Source organism: Clostridium saccharobutylicum DSM 13864 (assembly GCF_000473995.1).
GTDB classification, from domain to species: Bacteria; Bacillota; Clostridia; order Clostridiales; family Clostridiaceae; genus Clostridium; species Clostridium saccharobutylicum.
In genome coordinates, this window is sequence record NC_022571.1 from 622229 (window position 1) to 644224 (window position 21996).

Genomic DNA, 21996 nt, shown 5'->3' on the forward strand with positions numbered 1-21996 from the left:
AGTTTAAATTAGTAATTATTACTTTTATGGTTGCTGTTTTTAGTAAATATAATAATTTGATAAATCTGATTAAAAATAAATTTATGTTTTTTAATTAAAATTAAGTAATTAGTGTTTAGTAAACAAGAAGATTTTTGTTAATAAATAATAAAAAAACTTATGCTTAATAAAAAGTATAAGTTTTTTTATTGTTTATAAATTATATAAATATGCTTTAATTAAATTAGACTGCACATAAATGAATATTCTTTAGTTAATTGCTTTTGATACCATTCTGTTTTTATTATACTAAGGTAGCCATTTACCACTTTTTTTATTTGATCTTCTTTTGTTAATTGCATTACTATAGCAAGGAAAAAACATATTACCATACCTGCAATTAATATGTACTTTGTTGTTTGAGCTATGTTTGTAAATATGCATAAAGATATTGAGCCTAAAATTAATGCAATTATAGAACCATAGCATATGTAATCAATATTGCTTTTAGTATTTTTTATCTTGTCTACTAATTTATCAACTGTTGTTATGTCTTTCAAAAATAGTTCTAATTTATCTTTATATAGTTCCATAAATTTAGCTAATACATATTCATAATTTTCATCATTTCTCATTTCTGAAATTCTCATGCACATTACTAAGGGATATTCATATTCTCCTATATTTTTATATACATATTCATTTCTTTTCTCTAGACTTGGAATTTTAACAACTAATTCATTCTTTCCGTTAATTGTTAACTCATAATTATCATTTACCCAATTTGTATAATTATCTTTGATAACATCCAGTCCTTTACTAAGAAGTTTGTTACTTCCACCTTTGTTATTTAGCAGATCTAAAATTGTCATATTCTCATATTCCCCCCATTTTATTAGATATAAATTCCTACTATATATTATACCATAATATATATGATTTGCTGAAATTAAGGGGAGTGTTTTGCTCGATTGCTATAGGAATATTCTAAATGTAATGCTCCGAAAAAGAGTCCACTTACTTTCTAGTTATGATAATATATTCAAAGTTTAAATTTAGTTCGTAGTTTGTTTGTCTATATAGTAAATTGAAATCTGTGAATAATTTTTATAAATTACAGAAATAAACAGTTTGCTGAATGTTTTTTTCATAACTAATGTGAACAATCAAGAAATTAAATGATTAATTTCATTAGGTTGTAAAACAAATTTTTAGTGATTGTGTTTGCAATTTATTTAGAGATATTACGAAGTTATTTTGTATTTTGCAGTTATTTAAATGATATAATTTAATATATATCTAAATAATGTAATTTTATTTAAAGTGTGGGGAAATAAAGATTGGAATACAATGTTATATCTAGAGGTAGGAGCGTTGTTGGTAAAGAATTTTCTACAAAGTTTAAATGTACTAGAATATTTTCATAGACAAGCAAACTAGTATGTAAATCATTGTTTAGAAAATTTAAGGCATATGAAAATAAATAACTAGTCTAATATGTCATACATATTTTTCATCAGATAAGGAGGAAAAATGTATACCATAACAAAAAAATATGAAAGAAGAAAAATGCGATATTTTCAATTAATTAAAAGACAACAAAAATATATGACTTGTATAAGTGTATCACGTTTGGGAATCTTTCTATTAGAATTTATAATCTTAATAATATCATATATTAAAGGGACTTATTACTTATTTTATTTTCTAAGTATAATAACAGTTCTTTCTTTCATCTATTTAGAAATTGAGTATCGAAAAATTGAAAATAAAAAAAGATATATTGATGCATTATATGAAATAAATGATAAATCTATAAAACGATTAAATGGGCATTGGAAGACTTTTGAGGATAATGGAGAAGAGTTTATAGATAAAAATCATAATTATTCATATGATCTTGATGTTTTTGGAAAACATTCTTTATTCCAATGGATAAATGTATCACATACATATGTTGGAAGGGAAAAGCTTAAAGAATTTTTAACTAAAAAACCTAAAAATGAGCAAATAATCTATGATAGACAATCTGCAATTGAAGAGCTTGCACCTAAATTAAATTTTAGACAAAGGTTAGGGGCTGAAGGAAAAATAATTTCAAATAATAAGCAGAATCTAACTGAACTTTTTTTATGGGCTAAAAAAAGAAATAAAAATATAATAAAAAAAGAAATGATTTTAGGATTGAGAATTCTTTCTATGGTAACTACAATAACTAGTTTAATTGTAATCATTAGAATTATGGCTTTTTTATTAGCATTTATCTTAGATATAGATGTATTTGTTCCTAAAATATTCAATTTAATTCCAGTATATATTCCTGCTTCTTTAATTTTCATTCAATGCATAATTTTAAGAATAAAAAAGAAAGAAAGAATGAAGGATTTGATTATTGCAGAAAAATATAGGAATAGCATAGCAACATATAAAAATATGATTAAATATGTAGAAAAGCATAAATTCTGCTCAGAGTATATCACAAATTTATATAATAATTTTTATAATATTAATGGGAAATGTGCATCAAAGCAAATTGAATCATTTTCTCAAATTTGTGAGCTTATAGCTAATAGACGTAATATTTTATATCCAATTTTGAATCCAATACTTATGATGGAATATCACTTAACTATTTCTCTGGAATTATGGAAAGAAAAATCAGGAAGTGATTTAAAAAAGTGGATTGATGCAATTGGTGAATTAGAAGCTTTGTGTAGTATTGCATGTATTAAATATGATAATCCTACTTGAACTATGCCTAAAATTATAAAACGATCATCAAAAATTATAGCTAAAAATATTGGGCATCCTCTTTTAGGGCAGAAATGTGTGTGCAATAACATAAATGTAGAAGATCCTTATCAAATTATTCTTATAACAGGATCTAATATGTCTGGGAAAAGTACATTTTTAAGGACTATCGGAATTAACATAGTGTTAGCATATGCAGGTGCTCCAGTATGCGCAGATCAATTTTGTTGCAATATTATGGAACTTTATACTTGTATGAAAATAAGTGATAATCTTGGAGAAAGTATATCTTCATTTTATGCTGAAATATTAAGAATTAAAAATATAGTTAAAGCATCAAAAAATAGTGAAAATATTTTATTTTTACTAGATGAAATTTTTAAAGGAACAAATTCAATAGATAGGATAACTGGGGCTAGAATTTTAATGAGACAGTTATGTAGAAATGGAAATTTAGGTTTTGTATCTACTCATGATTTAGAGTTAAGTGAGATGGAGAAACAGATGAATTCAAAAATTAAAAATTATCATTTTTCTGAATATTATATAGATAATAGAATTAATTTTGATTATAAGTTGAAAAAAGGTGTTTCAACTACAAGGAATGCTATATATCTGATGAAACTAGCAGGTATTGATATAGAATAAAATGTATTAGATTTTATTCTACCTCATTAATTAATGTGGGTTATGTATATAGCCTTTTTATTTATGTCTAGGAAAGTATAAAATTTTTGAAATTTGAAAGCCAGTCATATCAATGGCTAAGAGGAATTTAGCGTGCAAAAACGTGATTAAGGGAGAGCGTGGCGCAGCCACTTTGTTCTTTTAAATGTTCCTAAAGTCAAATATGTAGATAACTTTTTAAAGTAGGAGAAACATATAGTCTTGGAAGTAGATTTTTTTATGGAAGAAGTTATATGGAAATACGTGAAGCTAAGTAGAGATAGAACAGTAATTGTGAATGTTTACTAAACTTAAGGTGATATCCATACTAGAAATTAAATACATTTTTGTGAAACAGGCATTCGAAAATGAGTTGTGAAGTTTATTAATGAGATATTGTTCCATTTTTGCTTGTCCTTAACTTGCTTAAGGAGCATGCAGGAATGGGGCAATATCTCATTTAGAAACTTCCAACGAATTTTCATAGTCCTGTGGAACAAAAATGTATTTGATTTCGGTTAGTCACCACATAAGTTTAAGTCTATAAAGTTATTCTGCACTTTGATAGGTTTCTACAATGAAATCAAATTCATCCACATCTGTGATTTCACCAAAAGAATCGTCTTTAATGCCAGGATAATAATATAACACTAATTTATCATCAGAATTGCTTAGATTTTGTAATAGAATATATAATTTATCTTTATTACAATCTTCAACAACTGCTAATGCTTTATATTTTGAGGATCTTCCTGTATCATTGTTGGTAAGGTCTAATGTAAAGTTATCAAATTTTCTTACATTAGTTTTTTCTTTATCACAAGAACATATTAAAGATGATTCTCTACAGCTTGCACATCCTTTAAATTTACATTCAAAGGCACAATTTAAGCATTGACACTTAGAGCATTTTTCTAACTGTTTAAAATCACATATATTTTTAGCTTTAAAGTCTTGAAGTAATGTAAGACTTGAATTAGATTTAAACATTGAGAAAATAGATTTTTTTTTGCAATCTGTCTCAGTTGAATCAAGTAATTTAGTATATTGCTGAAGAATAGGGGCTTTAATATAATATTTTCTGTTTTTTAAATCTTTTTCAGAGAGGAAAGGAGAGACTTCACTAATTGCATAAGCTACATCAGTATAAATCTTTCCCCAATACCTTCTTTCTTCATCTATAAAATCAATATCATTGCTCATATAATCACCTAATTTTTATTTTTGTATTTTTCAAGTTCAAGATCTAAATCAACCTCATCTAATTTTTTGAATTCACTATCAAAATCATCTAAGTCTCTTAATTCACCAAGGCCTTTAGCAAGAGATTCTTTTTTTTGAATATTTCTTTCTATACTGTCAATTTGAATAGAATTATTTTTTGTTTGAACATTTGCAAGTACTTCATTAACTTTTTGAGAAGCTTCAGCATTTGAGTATCTTGCAGCAGCTTCATCTCTATAATTTCTTGTTTTTGTTATTTCTTCTTCTAAAGCGCGTAGATTTGATTTTATAGTATCTGCTTGAACCTTAGAATTATCATAACTTGCTTGTAAAGAAGCTATTTTTTTATCCATTTCAACTTTTTTAGCAAGTGCTCTTTTAGCTAAGTCTTCATTACCTTTATTTAAAGCCAATGTTATTTTTTGTTCATAATCATCATGTTCTTTTTTTGCAGCATCTAATTTTTTTTCAATTTCATGAACATTACCTAAAATTTGAGCTGAGTTTAATTTTGCTTTATTAAATTGTTCTTCCATATCTCTTAATTTTTGATCTAATAATTCAATTGGATTTTCCATTTCATCTAATGTATTATTCACCTTTGCTTTTAGCATATTTGACATTCTTGAAAAAATTCCCATATAATTTATACCTCCAAAATTATTTTTATTTTCTTTTTTTATTTAAGTATATTTTTATTAAGATAATTATCAAAATAAATATTCCAGCCATTACTATTGTTTTCATTAACATACTTGGGAATGAACCAAAGTAACTTGGTCTGTAGAAAGAGTTGCCCCCTCCACCAAAGAAACCCCAGAAAGGACTCCCGCCAGAGCTATTTTTATATGTATGGCTATTATTATCTTGATTAGTATTTGTATCTGATGAGTTTGTTGAATCAGCAGTTTTATTTTTATCAGTACTAGAGTAGGAACCGCTACTAAATCCCTTTGAAGCACCATCACTTGAGGATGATGAACTTGAATGAGAGTTCGTAGATGAATTACTGCTGTTACTATTTGAAAAACTTCCTGATTTAAAGCCTTCACCACTTTTGGAACTTGTAGAGTTTTTACTAGAGTTAGTGTCACTACCACTTGAATTACTACTAACAGAACCAGATTTAAATCCACTACTTGATTTACTGCTTGAGCTTGAACTACTACTAGAGTGGGAACCACTACTTGATGATGATTTAGCATAAGCACATATGCTATTAGTTGGACTTATACCTGTTACTGAAAATATGTCTAAAGGTAAACTTGACAAAGCAAATATAACAGTTAAAAGCATAGTTAAAATATATTTTTTATTAATCTTATGAATAGTGCACACCCCCCTTAAAAGATTATGTATTTATTATATAAAAAAGACTTACAACACACAATATGGAAAAATGATAAAAAAGACGCTAAAAAGATAACTAACAGGTTCTACCTCGTTAAAGGTTCAAATATCTCCTATTTTATAAGAATTGTTAACCTATTAAGTAGTATTTAATACTTCTTGTGTATGAGGTTATATATAGGGTTATTCATTGAGATTCAAAATTATGAAATTAAAAAAACATTTATATTTCTGAAATTTGAGTAATTTATATACCTCGATATCAATATGGAACCATATAATTTCTATTTTTTGAATATGCCTTATTGTTATTTAGTATATAGAATTGTATATTCATACTAAAGCATATAGAAACCTGTTATAAAATAAAATTTCACACTTGTTAAATTTTACAATTCACTTGTTATTTTTTTTTACGTGTTTTAATATTGTAATTAGAATAAAAAAATAGGGAGTGATATTTAGATGTTTAATGAAGAAACAGAAAATAGCATGAGTCAACTTTTAAATGAATACGATGTAAAAAAATTAACTAGAGGTGAAATTCTAAAAGGAACAGTATTAGATGTAAGTGATAAAGAAGCTTCAGTAAATATAAATTATGCTTTTGATGGTTTAATATCGAAAGAAGAGTTATCTGCTGATGGAAAAGATCCAAGAGATGTTGTTAGCATTGGTGATGAAATCGATGTATATGTTATATCTCCAAATGATGGTGAAGGTTACGTTGAACTTTCACTAATAAGAGCTTTAGAAATAAAGGAAAAAGAAGATATAAAAGATGCTTTTAATAATCAAAATAATATAATAGTTAAAATAAAAGAGGAAATTAAAGGAGGATTAATTGCTTACTATGGAAATGTAAGAGTATTTATTCCAGGATCTCTTGCAAGTAGACAAAGAATTGAACTTAGCACTTTATTAGGAAAAGATTTAGAGATTAGAATTACAGAATTAGATTTAAGAAATAATAAAGTTGTTGGTTCTAGAAGAGCAATTGAAGAAGAGGAATATAACAAAAATAAGAAAGCAATATGGGCTAACTTAAAAGAAGGAGAAAAAACAAAAGGTGTTGTAAAAAAGCTAGTTAAGTTTGGAGCATTTGTAGATATTGGCGGAGTTGAAGGTTTAATTCACATTTCAGATTTATCATGGGAAAGAGTAAATAAACCAGAAGATGTAGTAAAAGAAGGAGATATGGTTGAAGTATTCATAGGAAGTGTAGATAGGGACAAGGAAAGATTATCTTTAATTTTAAAGGATGTAGCTAAGGAACCTTGGACAGTACATAGCTCAGATTTAAAAGAAGGAGATATAGTAGAAGGAAAAGTTGTACGTCTAACTTCATTTGGAGCATTTGTTGAATTATTTGAAGGAATAGAAGGATTAGTTCATTTATCAGAAATTACTGATGATAATATTGTAAAATCTTCAGATGTATTAGAACTAAACCAAAAAGTAAAAGTAAAGGTATTAAGTATAAATAAAGAGGATAAAAAGATAGCTTTAAGTATTAAAGATGCTACAGAAAGTAGTAAAGAATATCTTAACTATATTGATAATGATGAAGAAGATGGAACATCTTTAGGCGATTTACTTAAGGGATTTAAATTTGAATAGACTTAGACATATTTAAAAATTAAATATTAAATCATTTTATAAAAAAATACATGCTTGTTTCAGTATGAACAAGCATGTATTTTTAATTTTTATATAGGAAACTAAAAATTAAAGTTTTTCTATTTTTAGCATATTAGTTCCGCCAGTTTGTGTTGTAGGCATTCCAGCAGCGACAATTATATCGTCTCCAGGTTGAGTAATTCCTAATCTAAATACTACATTTTTAGCTTCGTTTAATATTTGATCAGTTGTATTAAACATATCGCATTGCATTGGGAAAATACCAAAACATAAGTTTAGAGTTCTTCTTACTTGTTCATAAGGAGTTATAGCTATTATTGGTGCCTTTGATTTATATCTTGAAAGTAATCTAGCTGTAGCACCACTCTTTGTTGCTGCAACAATAGCTTTTGCATTTAGTAGATTTGCAGTTCTACAAGCAGAATAACTTATTGCAGCTGCATAATCAGTAAGAGAAGGTTCTCTAAGTCTTGTAGTTAAATGATTATAATCAAGATATTCTTCAGCTTCTTGAGCAATTTTAGCCATTGTTTTAGCAGCTTCAATTGGGAATAAACCAGAAGCACTTTCACCACTTAACATGATTGCATCAGTACCATCAAAAATAGCATTACAAATATCACTAGCTTCAGCTCTTGTTGGAATTGAATTTCTAATCATAGAGTCAAGCATTTGAGTAGCTGTAATAACTATTTTACCAGCTTCATTACATTTTTTTATTATCATTTTTTGGATTATAGGAACTTTTTGTATTGGAATTTCAACTCCCATATCTCCTCTTGCAACCATAACTCCATCAGTTACTTCGATAATGGAATCTATGTTATCTACACCTTCTTGATTTTCGATTTTAGCAATTACTTTTATATGTTCTCCATGATTTTCTTTTAAAACTTTTTTTACGTCTAAAACATCACTAGCTTTTCTAATAAAAGAAGCGGCTATAAAATCAACGCCCATTTCGCATCCAAATTTAATATCTTCGATATCTTTTGAAGTTATTGATGGTAATTTAATTACAACATTAGGAACATTAACACCTTTATGATTCTTTATTTCTCCACCAACTATAACTTTAGTATTAATAGCTGTACCTTCAACACCAGTAACTTTGAATTTTAAAAGTCCATCATCAACAAGAATTTTTCCGCCAACTTGAATATCTTTACAAAGTTCTTCATAAGAGATTGAGCATCTCTTTTCATCTCCAAGTATTTCTTCACCACAAATGAAAGCAAAGTCATCACCTTCAGTAAGCGTTACACCACCATTTACAAAGTTATGAGTTCTGATTTTAGGACCTTTTATATCTAGAACTATAGCAGTAGCAGTATTCATTTCATGGCTTAATTTTTGAATTAATTCAATTTTTTCTCTATGTGTTTCATGAGTACCATGAGAAAAGTTTAATCTTGCTGCACTCATCCCGATTTCAATGAATTTTTTTAAAGTTTCTTCATTGTCACTTGCTGGACCAATAGTAAAAATCATTTTTGTTTTTTGCATATAAACACCTCATATCAAAATTTTATATAGTATAATTAATAGTGTGTGAAATAAATCATAAAATAATAAAATAATATAAATAATATATTAGTATTTTATGATAAACTAAGAAAAAGATATGTATAAAGGTATTTTATCATATTTTTGGCGAAAGGGAGAGTAAATATGAAAAAAATAGAAAGTGTTAAGGCTGAGAGGGTATTTTATCATTTTGAAGAAATAAGCAAAATACCAAGAGGGTCTGGGAATGAAAAGGAAATAAGTGATTATTTACTTGAATTTGGGAAAAAGTTAGGACTAGAATGTATACAAGATGGAGCTTTAAATATAATTATAAAAAAACCAGCATCAAAAGGATATGAAAATTCACCTACAGTTATAATACAAGGTCATATGGATATGGTATGTGAAAAAAATAATGATAAAAGGCATGATTTCACTAAAGATCCAATAGATTTAGTTGTAAAAGGTGATTATATATATGCTGATAGAACTACACTTGGTGGTGATGATGGAATTGCATTAGCTTATGCAATGGCTATATTAGAAGATAGTAGTTTAAAACATCCTGCACTTGAAATACTATTAACAACTGATGAAGAAACAGGTATGACAGGAGCAATGGCTGTGGAACCTAAATATCTTAATGGAAAAATTGTTTTAAATTTAGATTCAGAAGAAGAAGGTAAGCTTTTAGTTAGTTGTGCTGGTGGTATTAGAACAAAATCTAAACTTGCTATTGAATGGATAGATAAAAAAGAAAATGCAAAAGAATATGAGATTGCGGTTAGTGGATTAAAAGGGGGGCACTCTGGAGCTGAAATACATCTTGGAAGAGGAAATGCTAATAAATTAATTGGAAGATTCCTTCGAGAAATAACAAAGGAAGTTAAGTTTAATTTAGTTTCAATAAATGGTGGATCAAAGAATAATGCAATTCCTAGAGAGTGTACAGCAATCATTTCAATAAATGAATGTGATCAAGAAAAATTGATGGATATTAATACACAAATATATGATTGCTTCAAGAAAGAATTTAGTCAAAAGGATCAAAATTTAAAATTAAATCTCAAAGAGTATAATGGAAAGATAAAAAAAGTATTTTCAGATAATACAACAAAAAATGTAGTTAATCTGTTATATCTATACCAAAATGGAGTTAATACTATAAGCTCTAAAATAGAAGGGTTAACAGAAAGTTCAACTAATCTTGGTGTGGTTACAACTAATAAACAAGATGTCGAATATGATAGTCTTGTAAGAAGCTCTGTATTTTCATTAAGAGAGGAAATTGTTGAGAGAATCAAGTGTTTAACTGAAATGGTAGGCGGAGAATTTGAAATAAGTTCAGCATATCCAGAATGGCCATATAAAATAGATTCAAAAATCAGAGAAATATGTAAGGATGTATATTTAAGATTATTTGAAAAAGAAGCAGAGATTGTTGCAATTCATGCAGGTGTAGAATGTGGCTTATTCAAAGAGAAATTAGGAGATTTAGATATGATTAGCTTTGGTCCAGATATAATTGATATACACACTCCAAATGAACATATGAGTATATCTTCAATAGAAAGATGCTATGAATATTTATTGGAAATTCTTAAAGAAATAAAAGCTTAAACATTAGGCACAATCAAAAAAATAATAGACCAGTATGCTTACATATTTTGCGTCATACTGCGTCAGTAAGTTTTGCTAATAGGTTCGCTATTAACAAAACTCACTTCCTTGTCTGACAACAAATATGTATCGCATCTTTGGTCTATTATTTTCTTGCATGTGCCTTATAGAATAAAATAAATCTTGATGGTTAAAATATCATCGAGATTTATTTTTTTAAGCCAATAGTTCAACATAAATTAAATATATGAGGAGTGAAGACAAAGTGGTAAAAATGATCAATAGGTGCATGTTTATAGTATATGATTAGTATTTATAGGATTATTGAGTAAATAATAGGTATTTTATGATTAAGAAATATTGACAAATATCTGTAATTTGACCTATATACCAATTATTTATATAATAAAAATTATATAGTATAGATGAAAATGTTTTCGAATTAATTAAAAGAGCTATGGAGGAGAAAAAATATGGGGAATAAGAAAAGGATGCTGAGCAGATGCATAGCAGCAACTTTTGTTTTTACAGGATTTTGTTTTGCTAATATTCAAGACGCTAAAGCTGTGACGACATTATCACCTAATAACGCAAATGTACTCAATTCAGATAAGGTGCTTGCAAGTGGATTAGCAACTGTATCATCAAAAACGGTATTTATTTCTACAATCAACGGATCAACAGATACTAATAAGGGAAAAGAAGCAGTAAATTATGCACTTCAGTTATTAGGAAAGCCTTATTCTTATGGAGCAAATGGACCAAATGCTTTTGATTGCTCTGGATTTACACAATATGTATATGGAGAATGTGGATTTAATTTATCGCGTACTACATACACTCAAGTAGAAGAAGGAACTGAAGTTGATAGAAGTAGTTTGATTCCTGGAGATTTAGTGTTCTTTAACACGTATGGATCAACAAGTCATGTTGGTATTTATATTGGTAATGGAGAGTTTGTACATGCACCAAGAACAGGAAAACCAGTTATGATAAGTTTTTTAGATGATGATTATTATTCAAGTAGATTTGCAGCAGGAAGAAGAATTTTTAATTAATATGAAAAACATGCATTATAGATGTATGGTGGAAGAAGTTTTTATTCATATCAAATAATGAATAAAAAACATTATATGTAGGGAAAATAATAATGTAGTGGATATAGAAATATATCATTAAATTTGAAAATAAAATAGTTATAATATATGAATAAGTTGTTTCTAGAGTTATCTAATATAGAAGCAGCTTATTTTTTTGATTGTACCTTAAACCTATCTTACATAATTCATATATGTGTAACCTTAAGAATAAATATATTATATATAGAAATGTGGGAGGGATAACATGAGATACACAAGATATGAATATAAAAAATCAAATAAGATGAAATTCATATGTACTATTGTAGTTATTGTAGGAGTTTCCATAGGGGGAGGTTTGTACGCTAGTAATCTTGTTTTTAAAGGAAAGCAAATCACAGATAATAAGAATAGCGTTTCGTATACTAATGATCAAAATACAACAGTAGTAGGAACAAATATTATTGCATTGCAATGTGGATATTATTCAAAGGAAGAGAATGCACAAGCATCGTTAAGTACAATTTCATCATATTGTCAACCATTTATAATTGAGGAAAACGGTAAATTTAGAGTTTTAGCAGGTATATATGAAGAGGATGACGGAAATAAAAAAATAGATGAGTTGAAATCAAAAGGAATTGATGTTGCTAAAGTTAGTCTCAATATTTCAACAAATACAATAGAAGATAAAAAAATAGTAGAGATTATAGATGGTTTTTTAAAAATTACAAGTAAACTTGAAGATAGTGAAGTTAAAAGTGTAAAAACACAAGATTATAAAACATGGGCAGGTAATATTATAAATGAAGGTGTTACGACTAAATCAGAAAAATTAGATTCTTTAAGTAACTGTATAAATAATTTGCCAGATGAAATTGATAAAAAAAATAGTATTGAAAGTATAAAGGCATTATATAATCTTATGAAAGCATAAGGTACATTCAAAAAAATAACAACTCCATTTGCGGACCTATTTTTCATCAGAGGAAGCTCGACTTGAATTCGCTCACTGAGTAAGTGATTCACATCAAATCATAGATTTGGGTTCTCTCATCATCGGCAAATGGGAGTTGTTATTTATTTTTATGTGCCAAAAACAAAAGAGTAATTATTACAACAAAATTACATTTGTATAAAAAAAACCATAACTTACTATAACGGACTTGTTTAAGAACATCTTAAATGATAAACTATAAAGGTGTGGAATAGTTAAGAAGTACGATGACTGTTTCCACACCCTTTGAAGTTTAAAGGATTATTTAGTTAAAAAAATAACATGTCTATAATATATATTATTTGTCAATAATATATTAAGATTCTTTATTTAGGATGTGAATATATGAAAGTAGTATTAGCTTCTGCCTCAGAAAGAAGACAAGAACTTTTAGGTAGATTGATAAAAAAATTTGAGGTAATGGTAAGTGACTTTGATGAAAGCAAAGTAAAGTTTGAAGGGTCAATTGATAGATATGTTAAAAATGTAGCTTTAGGAAAGGCAATTGATATTAAAGACAAAATAATAGATGACGCAATAATAATATCAGCTGATACTATAGTTACATTAGAAGATAAATTGCTCGGAAAACCAAAGGATGAAGAAGACGCTTTTAAGATGATTAAATCACTTCAAGGAAGAAGTCATTTTGTTTATTCTGGAATTGTTGTAATTAATACAGCAAAGAATATAATTAAACAAGAAAGCCTAAAAACAGAAGTGACTTTCTCGCAAATTAGCGATAAAGAGATTATAGAATACATAAAAACAGGGGAACCGCTGGATAAGGCTGGAGCTTATGGAATTCAAGGTTTAGGTGGAGTATTTGTTAAGGAAATAAGAGGATGTTATTATAATGTAGTCGGACTTTCTTTAAACAAATTAAAATCTATGTTAGATGAAGTACAATAATTTATAGGGAGTGGATGGGTATCCTATACTTTTGGAGGTAAAAGTGTAAATGAATAGTAACCTTAAAATTAAGGATATACCAAAGAATGAAAGGCCTAAAGAGAAATTATTAACATATGGAGCTGACGTTTTAAGTAATTCTGAACTATTAGCTATTATACTAAGAACTGGAACGCAAGGAGAAAATGTATTGGAACTTAGTAATAGGCTTTTATCAGAGTTAGAAGGCTTAGATGGCGTTTTAAGTGCAACTTTTAATGATATTATATCTATAAAAGGAATTAAGAATGGTAAAGCTTCTCAAATTTTGGCATTATCAGAGCTTTTTAGAAGATTTAAGACATTGAAAGCTATGAAAAAAGATGTTAAAGTTACTTCGCCCAAAGATTTAGCAGATCTTCTTAGTGGAGAAATGAATGATTTAAATCAAGAAGTTTTAAAAGTTGTATTATTAAATACAAAAAACATTATTATTGGATCGAAAGATATTTTCAAAGGCAGTTTAAATACTTCAATTGTTCATCCAAGAGAAATATTTAAGCAAGCAATCAATAAAGATAGTGCATCTATAATTATATGTCACAATCATCCATCAGGTGATCCAACACCAAGCAAAGAAGATATCAACATTACATTAAGAATTAAAGAATGTGGAAAAATTATAGGAATTCAATTATTAGATCATATTATAATAGGAAAGAATAAATTTGTTAGCCTGAAAGAACGAGGGTTAATATAGAATCGGAAGGGGAAAAAACACATGGGATTATTTGGATCAGGAAAAGATATGGGGATAGATTTAGGAACTGCAAATACTTTAGTATTTGTTAAGGGGAAAGGAATAGTTTTAAGAGAACCATCTGTTGTAGCTATGAACAACATGACAAAGAAAACATTAGCAGTTGGATCAGAAGCTAAACTTATGATAGGTAGAACTCCAGGAAATATAGTTGCTATAAGACCATTAAAAGATGGAGTAATAGCAGATTTTGATACTGCACAAACAATGATGAAAAACTTAATTGAAAAAGTATCAACTAAAAATGCATTTAAAAGTCCAAGAATAATAGTTTGTTATCCATCAGGTGTTACTGAAGTTGAAAAGAGAGCTATTGAAGAAGCAACTAAACTTTCAGGAGCTAGAGATGTTATATTAATGGAAGAACCAATGGCAGCAGCAATTGGAGCAGGACTTCCAGTAAGTGAACCAACAGGAAGTATGATAGTAGATATCGGTGGTGGTACTACAGAAGTTGCTATTATTTCTTTAGGTGGTATTGTAACTAGCAAATCATTAAGAATTGCTGGAGATGAATTGGATCAATCAATAATATCTTACATTAAAAAAGAATTTAACTTAATGGTAGGGGAAAGAACTGCTGAACAAGTTAAAATGGAAATTGGATCAGCTTATAAACTAGAAGGCGAAGAAGAAATGATCATGGAAATCAAAGGAAGAGATATGATTACGGGACTTCCAAAGATTGTTGAGATTTCTGAAGCACAAGTAAGAGAAGCATTAAAAGAACCTGTTTATGCAATTATTGAATCAATAAAAACTACTCTAGAAAAAACACCACCAGAACTTGCAGCAGATATCATGGAAAAAGGAATAATGCTTGCTGGTGGAGGAGCTTATTTAAGAGGATTAGACGTGCTTATTAACAAAGAAACTAATATGCCTGTACATATTGCAGAGGCACCTCTTGATTGTGTAGTACTTGGAGCAGGAAAGGCACTTGAAGATTTTGATAAGATTAGTAGAGATCAAAGAGGCTAATAATGAAGCTTATTAAAAATAAACTGGCAGTAACTATTATAGTGCTGTCAGTTACCTTTTTAGGATTAATATCTTATACTGTTAAAAGTGAAAATAAGAGTATTGTTGAAAGTGGTGCCGGTAGTGCTCTAAATCCAGTACAAGGTATTATATATAAAGCAACTAATCATGTTAAAGAAACTTTAGATTTCTTTTTGAATTTTTCAGAAGTAAAAGCACAAAATAAACAATTGGTTCAAGAGAATGAAGAGCTTAAAAGTCAATTACTTACTTACTCCAATTTGAAAGATGAAAATGATAGATTTAGACAAATATTCGATTTCAAAGAGTCAAGAAGTCAATATAATTATATAGCTTGTGACATTATAGAATATAGTGGTGGAAATTTTATAGATGGATATGTAGTTAATAAAGGAAAAAGTGATAGTATTCAAAAAGGTATGGTTGTTATATCTGCACAAGGCTTAGTTGGACAGGTAATTAGTGCAGGAGATAACTGGAGCATAATCCTACCAATAATTAACGAGAATATAGCAGTAGGTGTTATGGATGAAAGCACTAAGGATGTTACAGGATATTTAAGTGGATTTAAAGATAATCAAAATAAAAATTTGACAAAGGTGTATGATCTTCCAATAGATTCAGAAGTTAAAGAAGGCGATGTAATAACAACATCTGGAGTAGGAATGCTTTATCCAAAGGAAATAAAAATTGGAGAAGTAGTTTCTGTTGAAGAAGATAAAGTAAAAGTAATGAAAAGTGCGGTTGTAAAACCATATGTTGATTTTAATAAATTACAGGAATTATTTATCGTCTCTCCTAAAGATACGAGAGAAGTTAAATACAAATAGAGGTTTATAAATGGAAAGATTAATTATTGTTTTAATTTCTATACTTTTACTTATATTAGATAATTCTTTAGTACCTTTTTTTGCAATAAAAGGTGCATATCCGAGTTTATTATTTACATTTGTAATAGCTTATTCTCTAGTGAATAAAAAAGAAAATGCAGTATTTATTGGAGTAGTTTCTGGAATACTTCAAGATATATTCTTTTATCAGGGATTTGGAATAAATGCTTTGTTAAATCTAATTTTATGTTTTTCAGCAAGTTTAATAGGAGAAGGAATAGTTAGGAACAAAAGACTTATTCCTGTTATTTCAATGTTTTTTATTACAATGTTAAAATATCTTGGGATATTTATAATATTGTATATTTATAATATTAAAATACATTTTACTAACAGTATTTGTATGGGATTATATAATTCAGTAATAATGTTTTTTATATATAAATATATAATGAATATTTATGATGATGAATACACAAAGCAAAGATGGAGGTTTAGATGATAGTAAGTAAGCCAACAAAGAAAAAAAAGATTTCAAGATATACTGTTTTGTCTATTATCATGTTAACTATATTTGCAGCTATTACTTTAAGATTATTATATCTTCAGGTATTTAATTATAATAATTATAAAGAGAAAGCGGATACAACATCAACGAGATTTTTGTCAGAAGTAGCTCCAAGAGGAAAAATATATGACACAAATGGAACTGTATTGGCTACAAATAAACAGACATATGCTATTACATATACAAAACCCGATAATGAAGATGAACAGTTCTACACAACTATTAATGAACTTTTTAAAATTTTAGATGAAAATGGAGAAAACATACAAGATGCATTACCACTAAAGATAGATGATAATAATAAAGTATATTTTCAATATTCAAGTAGTGATAAACAATCTCAAAATGCTGAAGAGTTAAGAATAAAAAAAGATAGAGGGTTAAATGACACCTTAAAAAATCAAGATAAATCACTTAAAGATGTAGAAGAATTAAGTGATGCACAAAGTGCACAATTAGATGCACAACTTTTAAAAATAACACCAGAAGAAACATTTTATGAATTAGTAAAAAGTTATAATTTAATAGGACTTGTTGATCCAAATTATAATAGTAAAGAAAATAAAGCTAAGTATTCTAAAATGACAGGTGAAGAATTAACTAATCAGATTCTGCAACAAGGATATTCTCTAAAAGATATTAGAAAATATATGCTAGTAAAAGATGCAATAAAAATGCAAAGTTTTAAAGGATATAAATCAGTAACTATTGCACAAAACATTAAAAAGGATACAGCATTTATACTTTATCAGAAAAAATATGATTTACCAGGTATAGATGTTAAGTTAACTCCAATAAGATATTATCCTTTTGATAATTTAGCATCTTCAGTACTAGGATATGTATCTTCAATTAATGATACTCAAAAAGAAAAATATGAGCTTAAAGGTTATGATGTTTCATCTGACTTAATAGGTACATCTGGTATAGAGTCGGCTTTTGAAGACCAATTAAAAGGAGTCAAAGGTGGGAAAACTGTTAAGGTAAATTCTAAAGGTGGAGTTACTGAAACATTATTCCAACTTGAATCTTACCCAGGAAATGATGTACATCTTACACTAGACAGTAATGTTCAATATGCAGCGGAACAAGGTTTGAAGGATGCTATGGAAAAAATGAGAAATGGAACTAATGGAGATATGGCTAAAAATGCGACAAGAGGTGCATTAGTAGCAGTTGATGTTAAAACAGGAAAAGTTTTATCCTTAGTAAGTTATCCGGATTTTAATCCAAACTTATTTACAGTAAGTGGGCAGTTAACATCTGATGAATACAAAAGCTTTTTTAATCCAGATTTAGAGGCTTTTGGAAAACAATTTATACAAAAAATGGGTTTGAATACTACTGTTGATGATTTGTTCCCACTTTCATCAGATGGTACTAGAATAGATAAATATGACTTATATCCAAAAGCAACTTATAATTATGCTACTATGTCAAGAATACCACCAGGATCTACTTTTAAACCAATTACGTCTGTTGCAGGGATAGAAAGTGGAGCAATACAGCCGGATACAGTTATAAATGATACAGGTGATTTTAGTATACATCCGGAGACGTTTGGTAAGAACTTTCATCCAAGCGGATTAGATGCACCACAAGGGCCAATTACATTACAAACAGCACTAGAAAAATCAATAAACTTTTATTTCTATGAAACTGCATATCTAATGTATAAGCAAAACGGAAGTAATATTGGAGCTTTAGATTCTATTGCTAAATATGCATGGCAATTTGGATTAGGAGTTGATCCTAATGATCCTAACAGTAAATCTAAAGCATCTACTGGAATAGAAATAGCAGAAAATTTTGGTCAAACTTATAATTTTACATCATGGAAAAAACAACGTATAGCTATGTCTAAATATAATTTAGTAGATGCATTAGAAAAAGGGGAGTATAATGGAGTAACATTTATTCCATTTGATTTTAGCGTTTCAGATGATGATAATGATGAAGTTAAGAATTCCAAGAAAGCTATAAAAGATAAGGTTGAAAATGCATTGAACAAAGTTGGTGTTGATGATGGTTCTGCTATCACTCATGATCAATTTGCAAAGGATGTTAAAAAAGATATTAAAAACATAATGGATCATTCAGATAAATATAAATCTAATGTAGCAAAATATGAGCAAGATTCAGGCAAAAAAGTAAATTTAGATGCTCAAGTGAATACTATAGCAGAAGAAATAGCTCAATTTACTATTAATGATGAACCAGGACAAATAAAGACACCAGCCGAAATTGTTAATGCATCAATAGGTCAGGGGATGAATAACTTTACGCCATTACAATTAGTATCATATATTTCAACTCTTGCAAATGGAGGAACAAGATATAAACTTCATTTAGTAGATGAAATAACAGATGGTGATGGTAATGTAGTACAAAAATTCAATCCAGAAGTTTTAAATACAGTACAAATGTCACAAAGCACTCAAAAAGTAATCAGAGAAGGTATGAAAGCCGTTAATAATGAAGCGGAAGGTACTGCAAAAACTGCTTTTGAGGGTTTCCCAATTGAAACAGCAGGTAAAACAGGTACTGCGGATGTTAATCAAGAGGATAAAGGAAGAAAACCTTATGCAGTGTATGCAAGTTACGCTCCAGCTGATGATCCACAAATAGCAGTAGTTGCAGTAGTATTTGATGGAGGTCATGGTGCTTCAGTTGCATCAGCAGTTAGAGCTGTATATGATGCATATTTTGAAAAGAAATTAGAGCAGGAACAGCCAGGTTATGTTGCTTCATCAGCATATTTTAAAAAATATGTTTTAAACAATCCAAATCGTAAAAAAGAGGATGGATCAAGTGCTGCCAGCACTGATGCTAACACTAGCACTACTACTAATAATAGTAAGAACACTGATTTAAGTGCTGCTAATACAAATAGCAAGACTACTACTGCAAATAAAAAAAATAGTAAAACAAAGCCAATGGATTAAAAATCGATAAATGGGTATGAGTTAATTTTTAATAATCGCTCAAGAATTTAAATAAGGCACATTTTTAATTGTGCCTAAATAACATTAAAAATATCTCTGTTAGTCATATGAATATGCAATTGCATATTAGATTTAACAGAGATATTTTTTATTAAATAAGGCATAATAAAAAATAATATACTATAGATATCGAAATCAAGACTTAGATTTGTGTAATAACTAACCGAAATAGAGGTCATACATTTGTTTCGGTTGCTGAAAATTTTGATAGATGCTTCTAAGACTGCAAGTTGTGCCCACAATGCTTGCTTCACAAATATGTTGTGAACAAGCACATGTGGAACAACGTACAGTCTAAGAAGCATAGCTATCAAAATTTTTAAGGTAACACTACACAAATGTATGACCTCTATTTCTACTTTTGGATATATACTCAGAACATAAGTGTAATTTATAAATTGGATATCTATATCTTAGCTAAGGTTAGTGAGGGAAATAAATGAAATACGATAATATTGTAAAAGGAAAATTTATAAGCAGACCAAATAGATTTATTGCTAATGTGGAAGTTAATGAAAAAGTAGAAATTTGTCATGTTAAAAATACAGGAAGGTGTAAAGAATTATTAACTTCAGATGCAACTGTATTTGTGCAAGAACATAATAATCCTAAGCGTAAAACGAAATTTTCACTTATAGGAGTTATAAAAGGAAATAGAATGATTAATATGGATTCTCAGGTTCCTAATAAGGTTGTTCAAGAATGGATTTTAAAGGGAAACTTATTTAAAGATCTTGTATTGATTAAACCTGAACAAAAATATAATAATTCAAGATTTGATTTTTATGTTGAAACAAAAGATAGAAAAGCTTTTATAGAAGTAAAAGGAGTTACTCTAGAAAATGAAGGCATAGTAATGTTTCCAGATGCACCTACTGAAAGAGGTTTGAAACATGTTAAAGAGCTGTGTCAATGTATAAAAGATGGATATGATGCCTATGTAATTTTTGTTATACAAATGAAAGAAGTTTTATATTTTAAACCTAATATAGAAACACATAAAGAATTTGGAGATGCGTTAAAAGATGCTAAAAAAGCTGGGGTAAATATCTTAGCTGTTGATTGTGATGTAACACAAGATACAATTAATATAAAAGACTATGTTGAAGTTAAATTATAGATATAAGTCACAATCAAATAAATAATAAGTTCATTTGCTAACCTATTTTCCTCCTTGTCTGATGAAAAATATTCATGGCAACTTTGGATTTGTTATTTATTTTCATGTGCATAAAACTAGATTTTAATTAAAAATGTAACTAAATAAAAATTAGAGTAAAATTATTGAAAGATATATACAAAAATATCTTGGATAATGATATAATTTTAAATAGGTTATAATTAATTTTATATAACTACAATTAAGTAAATTAAGACCTGCAAAGTTCGTTGGAGGTAATCAATGTATAATAACGATGGTATTTTAATAAAAGGAAACAAAGATGGAATAAATACAACAATTGATATGAATAAATTTACTTGCTTTGAAGATATGCTGGCAGCTTTAGTTAAGAAACTCTTAAAAGGAAAACATTTTTATAAGGGAACAACGTTAATTTTAAGAATAAATTTACAATCAATTAATAAAAAGAATGTTCAAGATTTGAAGCAGACTTTATTAAATGAGATAGAATTAAAAGATATTGTTTTAGAAGAGTTAGAGAAAGAAGCACACAAAATGGGTGAAAAAGATAATAAAATATTTTCAGGCGTATACGAAGGAAAAACAAAATTTATACGAAAAACAGTTAGAGGTGGACAATGCGTTAATTACCAAGGAAATATAGTTATTATTGGTGATGTTAATAGTGGAGCGGAAATCTATGCTACAGGAAATGTAATTGTTTTAGGCCGTATAAGGGGAAAAGTAAGTGCAGGAACAAATGGAAATTCAAAAGCAGTAATTGCTGCATTTTTGTTGCAACCAGAGATTTTAAAGATTGCAAGTATTATAGCCATGTCTCCAGATGATATTGAGAAACCAAGATATCCAGAACTAGCAAAGATTAAGGATGGTACAATTATAGTTGAACCATATCTACCAAACAAATACATATATTAGAA

19 protein-coding genes are annotated in these 21996 nt (G+C 28.2%); 14 read left to right on the forward strand and 5 right to left on the reverse strand.

The features are described from left to right. Nucleotides 1-218: 218 nt before the first annotated feature. Nucleotides 219-851: a hypothetical protein gene (locus tag CLSA_RS02935; RefSeq protein WP_022743901.1), complete on the reverse strand. Its 633-nt coding sequence runs from the start codon at nt 849-851 to the stop codon at nt 219-221. A 661-nt stretch (nt 852-1512) separates the two neighbouring features. On the opposite strand from CLSA_RS02935, the gene CLSA_RS02940 reads away from it, so the two are divergent. Then, nucleotides 1513-2730, forward strand: coding sequence for a hypothetical protein (locus tag CLSA_RS02940; protein ID WP_236903288.1), 1218 nt, complete (start codon nt 1513-1515; stop codon nt 2728-2730). A gap of 3 nt (nt 2731-2733) precedes the next feature. Further along, nucleotides 2734-3378 carry a MutS family DNA mismatch repair protein gene (locus CLSA_RS23715; RefSeq protein WP_236903291.1) on the forward strand — a complete coding sequence of 215 codons (645 nt, stop codon included), beginning with the start codon at nt 2734-2736 and terminating at the stop codon, nt 3376-3378. Between the two features lie 567 nt (nt 3379-3945). Here the strand turns inward: CLSA_RS23715 and CLSA_RS02945 are convergent. The 3 genes from CLSA_RS02945 to CLSA_RS02955 are packed head-to-tail and all read right to left on the reverse strand — an operon-like array spanning nt 3946 to nt 5958. Beyond that, on the reverse strand, nt 3946-4599 hold the full coding sequence (locus CLSA_RS02945; RefSeq protein ID WP_022743902.1) for a hypothetical protein: 654 nt from the start codon (nt 4597-4599) through the stop codon (nt 3946-3948). Between the two features lie 8 nt (nt 4600-4607). Then, nucleotides 4608-5261: a PspA/IM30 family protein gene (locus tag CLSA_RS02950; RefSeq protein ID WP_022743903.1), complete on the reverse strand. Its 654-nt coding sequence runs from the start codon at nt 5259-5261 to the stop codon at nt 4608-4610. A gap of 25 nt (nt 5262-5286) precedes the next feature. Then, complete coding sequence (locus CLSA_RS02955; RefSeq protein ID WP_041716041.1) at nt 5287-5958, reverse strand: hypothetical protein; 672 nt, start codon at nt 5956-5958, stop codon at nt 5287-5289. Nucleotides 5959-6435: 477 nt separating this feature from the next. Here CLSA_RS02955 and rpsA point away from each other — a divergent pair, with 477 nt between their 5' ends. Next, nucleotides 6436-7590 (forward strand): 30S ribosomal protein S1, encoded by a 1155-nt coding sequence (gene rpsA, locus CLSA_RS02960; protein ID WP_022743905.1) that lies wholly within the window; start codon nt 6436-6438, stop codon nt 7588-7590. A gap of 108 nt (nt 7591-7698) precedes the next feature. On the opposite strand, the gene pyk is transcribed toward rpsA, so the two are convergent. Next, nucleotides 7699-9117, reverse strand: coding sequence for a pyruvate kinase (gene pyk / locus CLSA_RS02965; protein ID WP_022743906.1), 1419 nt, complete (start codon nt 9115-9117; stop codon nt 7699-7701). A 165-nt stretch (nt 9118-9282) separates the two neighbouring features. Here pyk and CLSA_RS02970 point away from each other — a divergent pair, with 165 nt between their 5' ends. The 11 genes from CLSA_RS02970 to minC all read left to right on the forward strand — a co-directional run bounded on the left by CLSA_RS02970 (nt 9283) and on the right by minC (nt 21994). Beyond that, nucleotides 9283-10740 (forward strand): aminoacyl-histidine dipeptidase, encoded by a 1458-nt coding sequence (locus CLSA_RS02970; protein WP_022743907.1) that lies wholly within the window; start codon nt 9283-9285, stop codon nt 10738-10740. A gap of 473 nt (nt 10741-11213) precedes the next feature. Next, nucleotides 11214-11798, forward strand: a complete 585-nt coding sequence (locus CLSA_RS02975) for a C40 family peptidase (protein WP_022743908.1) — start codon at nt 11214-11216, stop codon at nt 11796-11798. Between the two features lie 286 nt (nt 11799-12084). Then, nucleotides 12085-12756 carry an SPOR domain-containing protein gene (locus tag CLSA_RS02980; RefSeq protein WP_022743909.1) on the forward strand — a complete coding sequence of 224 codons (672 nt, stop codon included), beginning with the start codon at nt 12085-12087 and terminating at the stop codon, nt 12754-12756. A gap of 405 nt (nt 12757-13161) precedes the next feature. Beyond that, nucleotides 13162-13728: a Maf-like protein gene (locus tag CLSA_RS02985; RefSeq protein ID WP_022743910.1), complete on the forward strand. Its 567-nt coding sequence runs from the start codon at nt 13162-13164 to the stop codon at nt 13726-13728. A 49-nt stretch (nt 13729-13777) separates the two neighbouring features. After that, complete coding sequence (gene radC / locus CLSA_RS02990) at nt 13778-14467, forward strand: RadC family protein (protein WP_022743911.1); 690 nt, start codon at nt 13778-13780, stop codon at nt 14465-14467. A 21-nt stretch (nt 14468-14488) separates the two neighbouring features. Then, on the forward strand, nt 14489-15508 hold the full coding sequence (locus CLSA_RS02995) for a rod shape-determining protein (RefSeq protein ID WP_022743912.1): 1020 nt from the start codon (nt 14489-14491) through the stop codon (nt 15506-15508). A gap of 2 nt (nt 15509-15510) precedes the next feature. Next, nucleotides 15511-16359 (forward strand): rod shape-determining protein MreC, encoded by an 849-nt coding sequence (gene mreC / locus CLSA_RS03000; protein WP_022743913.1) that lies wholly within the window; start codon nt 15511-15513, stop codon nt 16357-16359. A 10-nt stretch (nt 16360-16369) separates the two neighbouring features. Continuing rightward, nucleotides 16370-16861: a rod shape-determining protein MreD gene (gene mreD / locus CLSA_RS03005; protein WP_022743914.1), complete on the forward strand. Its 492-nt coding sequence runs from the start codon at nt 16370-16372 to the stop codon at nt 16859-16861. After that, nucleotides 16858-19872 (forward strand): penicillin-binding transpeptidase domain-containing protein, encoded by a 3015-nt coding sequence (locus CLSA_RS03010; RefSeq protein WP_022743915.1) that lies wholly within the window; start codon nt 16858-16860, stop codon nt 19870-19872. The genes mreD and CLSA_RS03010 overlap by 4 nt, the downstream gene beginning before the upstream one ends. A 499-nt stretch (nt 19873-20371) precedes the next feature. Beyond that, entirely contained in the window at nt 20372-21052 is a 681-nt protein-coding gene (gene sfsA / locus CLSA_RS03020) for a DNA/RNA nuclease SfsA (protein WP_022743916.1), read from the forward strand. A gap of 282 nt (nt 21053-21334) precedes the next feature. Beyond that, nucleotides 21335-21994 carry a septum site-determining protein MinC gene (minC, locus tag CLSA_RS03025; protein WP_022743917.1) on the forward strand — a complete coding sequence of 220 codons (660 nt, stop codon included), beginning with the start codon at nt 21335-21337 and terminating at the stop codon, nt 21992-21994. The last annotated feature ends 2 nt before the right edge of the window (nt 21995-21996 follow it).

Excerpts from the sequence above, each read along its gene's own strand:
- CLSA_RS02935 (WP_022743901.1), bottom strand. The coding sequence starts at position 851 with ATGACAATTTTAGATCTGCTAAATAACAAAGGTGGAAGTAACAAACTT.
- CLSA_RS02940 (WP_236903288.1), top strand. The coding sequence starts at position 1,513 with ATGTATACCATAACAAAAAAATATGAAAGAAGAAAAATGCGATATTTT.
- CLSA_RS23715 (WP_236903291.1), top strand. The coding sequence starts at position 2,734 with ATGCCTAAAATTATAAAACGATCATCAAAAATTATAGCTAAAAATATT.
- CLSA_RS02945 (WP_022743902.1), bottom strand. The coding sequence starts at position 4,599 with ATGAGCAATGATATTGATTTTATAGATGAAGAAAGAAGGTATTGGGGA.
- CLSA_RS02950 (WP_022743903.1), bottom strand. The coding sequence starts at position 5,261 with ATGGGAATTTTTTCAAGAATGTCAAATATGCTAAAAGCAAAGGTGAAT.
- rpsA (WP_022743905.1), top strand. The coding sequence starts at position 6,436 with ATGTTTAATGAAGAAACAGAAAATAGCATGAGTCAACTTTTAAATGAA.
- pyk (WP_022743906.1), bottom strand. The coding sequence starts at position 9,117 with ATGCAAAAAACAAAAATGATTTTTACTATTGGTCCAGCAAGTGACAAT.
- CLSA_RS02970 (WP_022743907.1), top strand. The coding sequence starts at position 9,283 with ATGAAAAAAATAGAAAGTGTTAAGGCTGAGAGGGTATTTTATCATTTT.
- CLSA_RS02975 (WP_022743908.1), top strand. The coding sequence starts at position 11,214 with ATGGGGAATAAGAAAAGGATGCTGAGCAGATGCATAGCAGCAACTTTT.
- CLSA_RS02980 (WP_022743909.1), top strand. The coding sequence starts at position 12,085 with ATGAGATACACAAGATATGAATATAAAAAATCAAATAAGATGAAATTC.
- CLSA_RS02985 (WP_022743910.1), top strand. The coding sequence starts at position 13,162 with ATGAAAGTAGTATTAGCTTCTGCCTCAGAAAGAAGACAAGAACTTTTA.
- radC (WP_022743911.1), top strand. The coding sequence starts at position 13,778 with ATGAATAGTAACCTTAAAATTAAGGATATACCAAAGAATGAAAGGCCT.
- CLSA_RS02995 (WP_022743912.1), top strand. The coding sequence starts at position 14,489 with ATGGGATTATTTGGATCAGGAAAAGATATGGGGATAGATTTAGGAACT.
- mreC (WP_022743913.1), top strand. The coding sequence starts at position 15,511 with ATGAAGCTTATTAAAAATAAACTGGCAGTAACTATTATAGTGCTGTCA.
- mreD (WP_022743914.1), top strand. The coding sequence starts at position 16,370 with ATGGAAAGATTAATTATTGTTTTAATTTCTATACTTTTACTTATATTA.
- CLSA_RS03010 (WP_022743915.1), top strand. The coding sequence starts at position 16,858 with ATGATAGTAAGTAAGCCAACAAAGAAAAAAAAGATTTCAAGATATACT.
- sfsA (WP_022743916.1), top strand. The coding sequence starts at position 20,372 with ATGAAATACGATAATATTGTAAAAGGAAAATTTATAAGCAGACCAAAT.
- minC (WP_022743917.1), top strand. The coding sequence starts at position 21,335 with ATGTATAATAACGATGGTATTTTAATAAAAGGAAACAAAGATGGAATA.